The sequence below is a fragment of the Kitasatospora sp. NPDC057500 genome, from assembly GCF_042802195.1.
GTDB lineage: Bacteria > Actinomycetota > Actinomycetes > Streptomycetales > Streptomycetaceae > Kitasatospora.
This window is the reverse complement of the sequence record NZ_JBHVER010000082.1, coordinates 25,007-31,509: the sequence shown is the minus strand read 5'-3', so window position 1 is coordinate 31,509 and position 6,503 is coordinate 25,007. Positions and strand designations below refer to the sequence as shown.

Sequence of the window (6,503 nt, the reverse complement as noted above, 5' to 3'; positions counted from 1 at the left end):
GTCGTGCGCGTCGGGAGGACGTGCGGCGCTGAACGTGGCCGGGCGTCCGGGGGCGGCGCGGGCGGCGACCCGTGGGACCGCCGGGGAGCGGCTTGTCGGTGGGTCTGTGTAGCGTTCGGGGTGAAAGAGGGCGTACGGCGCGAGCGGCGCGATACGCCCGCGGGTCGGGGCGGTGCGGCGCTGCGCGGCCGCCCGGTGGGAGGTTGAGGACGTCGTGACGGACACGGTCGAGGCGGGGACGGTCGAGGCGAACGTGGGCGAGGCGGAAGCGGGCGCCGGGCTGGAGCTGCCGGAGTCCTGGCGGGCGGTGCTGGGAGCCGAGACGGAGAAGCCGTACTTCGCCGAGCTGGCGGCCTTCGTGGCGGCCCAGCGCGCGGAGCACCAGGTGTTCCCGCCGAGCGGGCAGGAGTTCTCCGCGCTGGAGGCCACTCCGTACGAGAAGGTCCGGGTGCTCGTCCTCGGCCAGGACCCGTACCACGACGACGGCCAGGCGCACGGCATGAGCTTCTCGGTGCTGCCGGGCACCAAGACGCCGCCGTCGCTGCGCAACATCTTCAAGGAGCTGGACGCCGACCTCGGCATCCCGGCGCCGGACAACGGCTACCTGATGCACTGGGCCGAGCAGGGCGTGCTGCTGCTCAACGCGGTGCTCACGGTGCGCGCGCACGAGGCCAACTCGCACAAGGCCAAGGGCTGGGAGAAGTTCACCGACGCGGTGATCAAGGCGGTCAGCGACCGCGAGGAGCCGGTCGTCTTCGTGCTCTGGGGCAACTACGCCAAGAAGAAGCTGCCGCTGATCGACACCGGCAAGCACGTGGTGGTCCAGGGCGCGCACCCGTCGCCGCTGTCCGCCAAGCTGTTCTTCGGCAGCCGGCCGTTCTCGCAGATCAACACCGCGCTGGACGGCTTCGGCGTCGACCCGGTCGACTGGCGGATCCCGGACCTCAAGCAGGCCTGAGCCACGAAGGCCCCTCGCCCGGCCTGACGGAGCGTCTGCCTGACTGCGAGCGCCCGCCGTTCACGCGGAGTCGGACGGCGGGCGGTTCTCCGGTGTGCGAAGCTGGGGGCCGGACCGGGTCGGGGGAGGGGCGGTACGTGCGCCGAGTTGGGCGAGGGGCGGGGCTCAGGCTGGTCGTGGGGGCGGCGCTGCTGGGGCTGTTGACGGGTGTCGCGGGGTGCTCGGGAGGAAGCGGCGGGGGGAGCCCCGGCAACTCCGGCGACGCCGGGCCCACGTCCGGCGGCGGCAGTGCGACGACCGCGGTGCCCGCCGCGACCGCTTCGGCCGGGGCGGGGGCCGGTGCGCTGCCGCAGCTTCCCGGCCAGACCTTCTACGTCTCCGACCAGACCCCCGTCGCCCGCCAGGCGGCCGCCCTGCGCGGACAGGGCCGGACGGGCGAGGCCGACGCCCTGCTGCGGATCGCCGCCCAGCCGTCCTCGCACTGGCTCGGTGACCGGGCGGCCCGGGAGATCGCCGACCGGATCGGCCGGCGCGCTGCCGAGGCCGACCGCACGCCGGTCTTCGTCGCGTACAACATCCCGCACCGGGACTGCGGCCTCTACTCGGCCGGCGGCGCGTCCGACGCCGCCGCGTACCGGGCCTGGATCACCGGCCTGGCGGAGGCGATCGGCGACCGCCGGGCCTGGGTGGTGCTGGAACCGGACGCGATCGCGCACACCCTGGACACCTGCGGGGTCAAGGGCGACGCCGCCGCCGAGCGGTACGGCCTGCTGGCCTTCGCCGTCCAGGAGTTGAAGAAGCGCCCGCAGGTGCGGGTCTACCTGGACGCGGGCAACCCGGGGTGGACGCCGGACCCGACCACGCTGGCCGAGGCGCTGCGCAGGTCGGGGATCGCGGCGGCCGACGGCTTCGCGGTGAACGTCTCCAACTTCTTCACCACCGACCGCAACGCGGCCTACGGCGCGCAGCTGTCCGCCCTGCTGGACGGCAAGCACTTCGTCATCGACACCAGTCGCAACGGCAACGGCCCGCTGGACTCCGAGGCGTGGTGCAACCCGCCCGGCCGCGCGCTGGGCGCCCCGCCCACGACCGGGACCGGCCGGCCCGGTGTCGACGCGTACCTCTGGATCAAGAACCCCGGCGAGTCGGACGGCGAGTGCGGCCGCGGCGAGCCGCCGGCCGGCGAGTTCTGGCTGCCGTACGCGCTGGGCCTGGCGAGGTCCGGCGCCGCCGCTGCGGGGTAGCCGCGCGGCCGGCGCGCCGCGGACTCAGGGCGTGACCTGGATCCAGCGGGCCTCCGACGGGGTGCCGGCGGCGTCCGTGACGAAGAGCATGTACCAGCCGGGCGGCAGCAGGTTCGGGTTGGCGGGCAGGGTGAGCGTGACGCCGTCCGCCGTGCGCGCGGTGACGTCCAGGGCCACCGAGCGCTGCTCGACGTCGGTGGCGTGGGTGACCGAACTCGGCCGGACGAGCTTGGCGGTGGCGATGCCGCCGGGGGCCGGGGCGGCCACCCGCACGGTGCCGCCGAGCTTCGCCGCGGCCGGGGCGCCGGTCAGCCGCGGCCGCTCGCCGCGGAACAGGTACGGCGGGCTGTAGATCTCGATCCGCTGCTCGAAGCCGCCCGGCTCGGTGCCCGCCTTGTCGTTGAAGAGCGGGTCGGAGCCGAGCACCGCCACCCGGCCGTCGGGCAGCAGCAGGGCCTCGGCGTGGTAGTTCCGGCCGACGGTCGGCTCGGCGGCGGTGGTGAAGGTGTTGGTGTCCGGGTGGTAGGTCTGCGCCTTGAGCAGGTCGCTGCGGCGCTTGCCCCGGTAGTCGGCGGAGCCTCCGGTGGTGAAGACGGTGTCGTCGGGCAGGATCACGCTGTTGAGGTACCGGGTGCCGCCGGCCGGCAGGTCGGGGCCCGGGGTGAAGGCGGGCCGCGCGGCGCCGAGGTCGGCGATGTCCGTGCGGGCGGTGGAGAGCGGGGACTCGCCGACGCCCCCGCCGCCGAGCACCATCACCTTCTGCGCCTGCGCGGGCGGCAGCAGCACCGAGGAGGACGTCTCCGTCAGCCCGGGGTCGCGCAGGCCGGGCACGGGGTGGAAGCTGTTGTCGGCGAGGTCCCAGAGCCCCGGCTCGCGGCCCTTGTCGGCGGGCCCGTAGCCGGCGTTCGAGCCGGAGTAGAAGAGCCTGCCGGACGCGGTGAGGAAGATCGACGGGTAGGTCGGGAAGTACCGGTCGGGCGCCTTGGACCAGGTCTTGCCCGCCGGGTCGTAGATCTCGTTGTCGTTGCCGCTGAGGATCTGGCCGGTGTCGTCCAGCCCGGAGACGGTGACCACCCGGCCGTCGCCCAGCCCGGTCAGGGTGGGGTACCAGCGGGCGTACGCCATGTCGGTGACCTGCTCGTACATCTCGGTCTCCGGGTTGAACTCGAAGGCGGCGCGGATGCCCTGGTAGTCCTGCTTCTCCAGGGTCATCCGGTCGGCCGTGCCGTACACGTTCCGGGCGTCGGCGCCGGTCAGGCCCTTGACCGTGTACTGGGCGGGGGAGTCCAGCACCGAGCCGGGGCCGGGGCTGACCGCCTCCGCGAACACCTTGGCCTCGGACGCCTTGACGACGGTCGCGGCGCCGGAGCCGGTCTTGGTCGCGGCGGGGACGGTGAGGTCGGCGGTGGAGACGTACTCGCGGCCGTCCGGTGCGCGGAAGACGGTGCCCTCGGGGAGGCTGCGGGCGGCGTCCGGGTCCTCGTTGCGGACCCGCATGTTGCCGGCCGCCTTCTTCACCGCGCCGTCCAGCGCCTCGTAGCGGCGGGTGCCGCCGGCCACCAGCATCCGGCCGTCGGGCAGCGCGGCGTGGCCGCCGCAGAACAGGTCGGCGGGGGTGGGGACGGTCTTGTAGGTGTTGGCGGCCGGGTCCCAGAGCAGGCTCTTGAAGGTGCCGGCGTCGAAGCTCTTCCGGTCGTTGCCGGAGCCGGCGATGATCAGGACCTTGCCGGTGCGCAGCAGGGCGGCGTGGATGGCGTTGATCCGGAACTCGGCGGGGAGCACCAGGGTCTGCCAGTGGCCGTACTCGGCCTTGTAGGCGGGGCGGTTGACCACGTAGTGGTGGTACCGGTCGGTGGCGAAGCCGAGGACGGCGGGTGCGTTCATCCCGGCCACGGTCAGGAAGACGGTGCTGCCGAGGGCGAAGCGCCGGGTGCGCCCGGCGTGGTGGATCTTCACGGTGGTTCGTCATCCCCTCGTGGCGGGTGCGGGTGCGGGTGCGGGTGCGGGTGCGGGCGTCGGCTCGGCGGAGTCGGGGGAGCCGGGGGAGCCGGGGGCCGCGCCGGGGGTGAGCGAGAGGGTGGAGACGGGCCTGGCCCGGCGGCGGCGCACGGCGTCCGCGGCGAGCAGCAGCACCGGCAGCAGGCTGAGCAGGAGCGCCAGGCAGGCCCACGTCCGCATGGCGACGTGGTCGTGGCCGGTCCGGAAGGAGGCCGCGACCGCGCCGCCGAACACCAGCGCCCAGAACAGGTGGAGCCGGAAGGTGGACACCCGGTCGGGGGAGGTCGACTCGCCCTTCGGGGTCACCACGAACCGGCTGCGGATCCGCAGGAGGGCCTGGAGGAACGCCGCCGCGTAGACCGGACCGCAGAGCGCCGACATCACCATGCCCGCCACCCCGGAGGAACCCGCCGGCTCGTGCGGGCTCACGTTGTGCTTGCGGTTCCAGGTGTAGAGCAGCAGTTGCAGCGCGGCCGCGTCGCTGTAGAGCGCCATCCAGATCTCGGACGACACGTGGACGCCCGATGCGCCGAACCCCAGGTAGAGCACGCTGGACACTCCGCCGAGCAGCCAGGTCAGCGCCGCCATCGGGTAGAAGGAGACCATCAGCGTGTAGTTGAGCAGCCGCCCCGGCGACAGCCCCCACGCCACCCGCCAGTACTGGGTCAGCAGGGTCTCGTAGGTGCCCCGGCTCCAGCGCAGCTGCTGCGAGAAGAAGTCCGTCCAGGACGACGGCCCCTCGCCTACCGCCAGCACGTCCGGGGTGTAGACCGACTTCCAGCGCTCGCCGGTGGCCGGGTTGCGGCGGCGGTGGAACTCCAGGCCGGTGGCCATGTCCTCGGTGACCGAGTCGTACAGCCCGCCGATCGAGCGCAGCGCTTCGAGCCGGACGGCGTTGTTGGTGCCGACGAACATCGGTGCGCCGTAGCGGTTCCCGGCCCGTTGGACCAGGGCGTGGAAGAGGTACTGCTGGCTCTCGGAGAACTTGGTGACCAGCGAACCCGAGCTGCGGTAGTTCCCGTACACCTGCGGGCCGACCACGAACGCCACGTCGGGGTCGCGGAAGTAGCCGAGCATCCGCTCGCAGAACTCGGGCAGCGGCACGTGGTCGGTGTCCACCGAGACCCAGAAGTCGTAGTCGGCGCCGTACGCCTGGAGCCAGCTGTTGTAGTTGCCGTGCTTGGTCCTGGCGCGGAACCGGCCCTTGGGGGTGTTCCACTGCGGGATCTCGTCGCGGCTGAAGTGGCGCACGCCGAGCCGCTCGCAGAGCTCGCGCATGGCGGGATCGTTTCCCTCGTCCAACAGCCAGACGTGGTAGGGGCCTTCGTGCCGGACGGCCAGCGCGGCGGTGAGCGTGGCGCGCACCATCTCGGGCGGCTCCTTGCCCGGTACGAAGGTGGTGATGAACGCGACCCGGGTGCCGCGCTCGGGCGTCACCGGGACGGGGTCGCGGGCGGCGAGCGTGGCATGGGCGTTGGAGACCACGTTGACCAGCCGGAACGCCTCGACCACCGCGATGATCCCGATCATCACCTTGTCGCCGACCAGTAACCAGGTGTCGGTCTCGCCGGGCCGGACCGGCCAGTGGCCCGGCTGGAGCAGCCAGACCAGCAGCACGCCCTCGACCAGGGGTGCGGCCAGCAGGAGCAGCGCGGCGCGGATCCGGTGCGGTTCGCGGCTCAGCAGGCTGCGGTACCGCACCCGGTAGGGCTCGTCCGGCGCGACGTCCTCGACCGCGCGGCCGGCCAGTCGGCTGAAGTAGGCGTAGTCGTAAGGGGCTTCGGGGACGGCGAGCGGCTCCGGCGCGGCGGCCGGAGCGGACGGTTCCGCGTCCTTCGCCCGGCGCGAGAACGGCCCGCTCATGTGCGCTCCCCCCGTGGCCGGCCGCGTGGGCCCGCCGTTCCGTGCGTGCTCCGACCAGGGGTGTGCGACCTGCCGCGCCGCGCGGTCGCGCGGCGGTCGACCTGGCGGTTCTGGCGACTACGGACCGTCAACCGCTAAAACGTATGCGATCGATCGTGGTGCGCGATGACGCGAAAGCGTCGGGAACGGGACCCCCTGCGACGGCCCCGGACTCCCTTCCGGGGGTGCCGGGATCCCCGGACTTCCCCAACTGTCCCGGAGGGGAGCCCTGATTGCAACCGGTCCGGAGTACGGCCGGTGCGCGGGCGAGCGGTTCCGGCGATTCCCGGCCAATCGTCGGCGCACCGGTGCCACGGGGCCCGAACCGCGTTCGGGCGCCGCTGGTTCGCCGTCCGAAACCGTGCGCGGCCCGGCCGGTCCGGTGAGCGGGTCGGCCCGGG

General features: G+C 73.5%; 4 protein-coding genes. 2 read left to right on the top strand and 2 right to left on the bottom strand.

All coding sequences use genetic code 11. The features are described from left to right. The first annotated feature begins 280 nt into the window (after positions 1 to 280). Both ACFU74_RS19110 and ACFU74_RS19105 read left to right on the top strand, forming a co-directional pair. A complete protein-coding gene (locus ACFU74_RS19110) occupies positions 281 to 958 on the top strand; it encodes a uracil-DNA glycosylase (protein ID WP_380758104.1) in 678 nt (225 codons plus the stop codon). Positions 959 to 1,095: 137 nt separating this feature from the next. Further along, the gene (locus ACFU74_RS19105; RefSeq protein ID WP_380758096.1) at positions 1,096 to 2,202 is read left to right on the top strand and encodes a glycoside hydrolase family 6 protein; all 1,107 of its coding nucleotides are present in this window, start codon (positions 1,096 to 1,098) and stop codon (positions 2,200 to 2,202) included. 24 nt (positions 2,203 to 2,226) lie between these two features. Here ACFU74_RS19105 and ACFU74_RS19100 read toward each other — a convergent pair whose 3' ends face one another. Both ACFU74_RS19100 and ACFU74_RS19095 read right to left on the bottom strand, forming a co-directional pair. Then, a complete protein-coding gene (locus tag ACFU74_RS19100; RefSeq protein ID WP_380758094.1) occupies positions 2,227 to 4,158 on the bottom strand; it encodes a galactose oxidase-like domain-containing protein in 1,932 nt (643 codons plus the stop codon). Between the two features lie 9 nt (positions 4,159 to 4,167). Then, a complete protein-coding gene (locus ACFU74_RS19095) occupies positions 4,168 to 6,063 on the bottom strand; it encodes a glycosyltransferase family 2 protein (protein WP_380758092.1) in 1,896 nt (631 codons plus the stop codon). Positions 6,064 to 6,503: the final 440 nt, after the last annotated feature.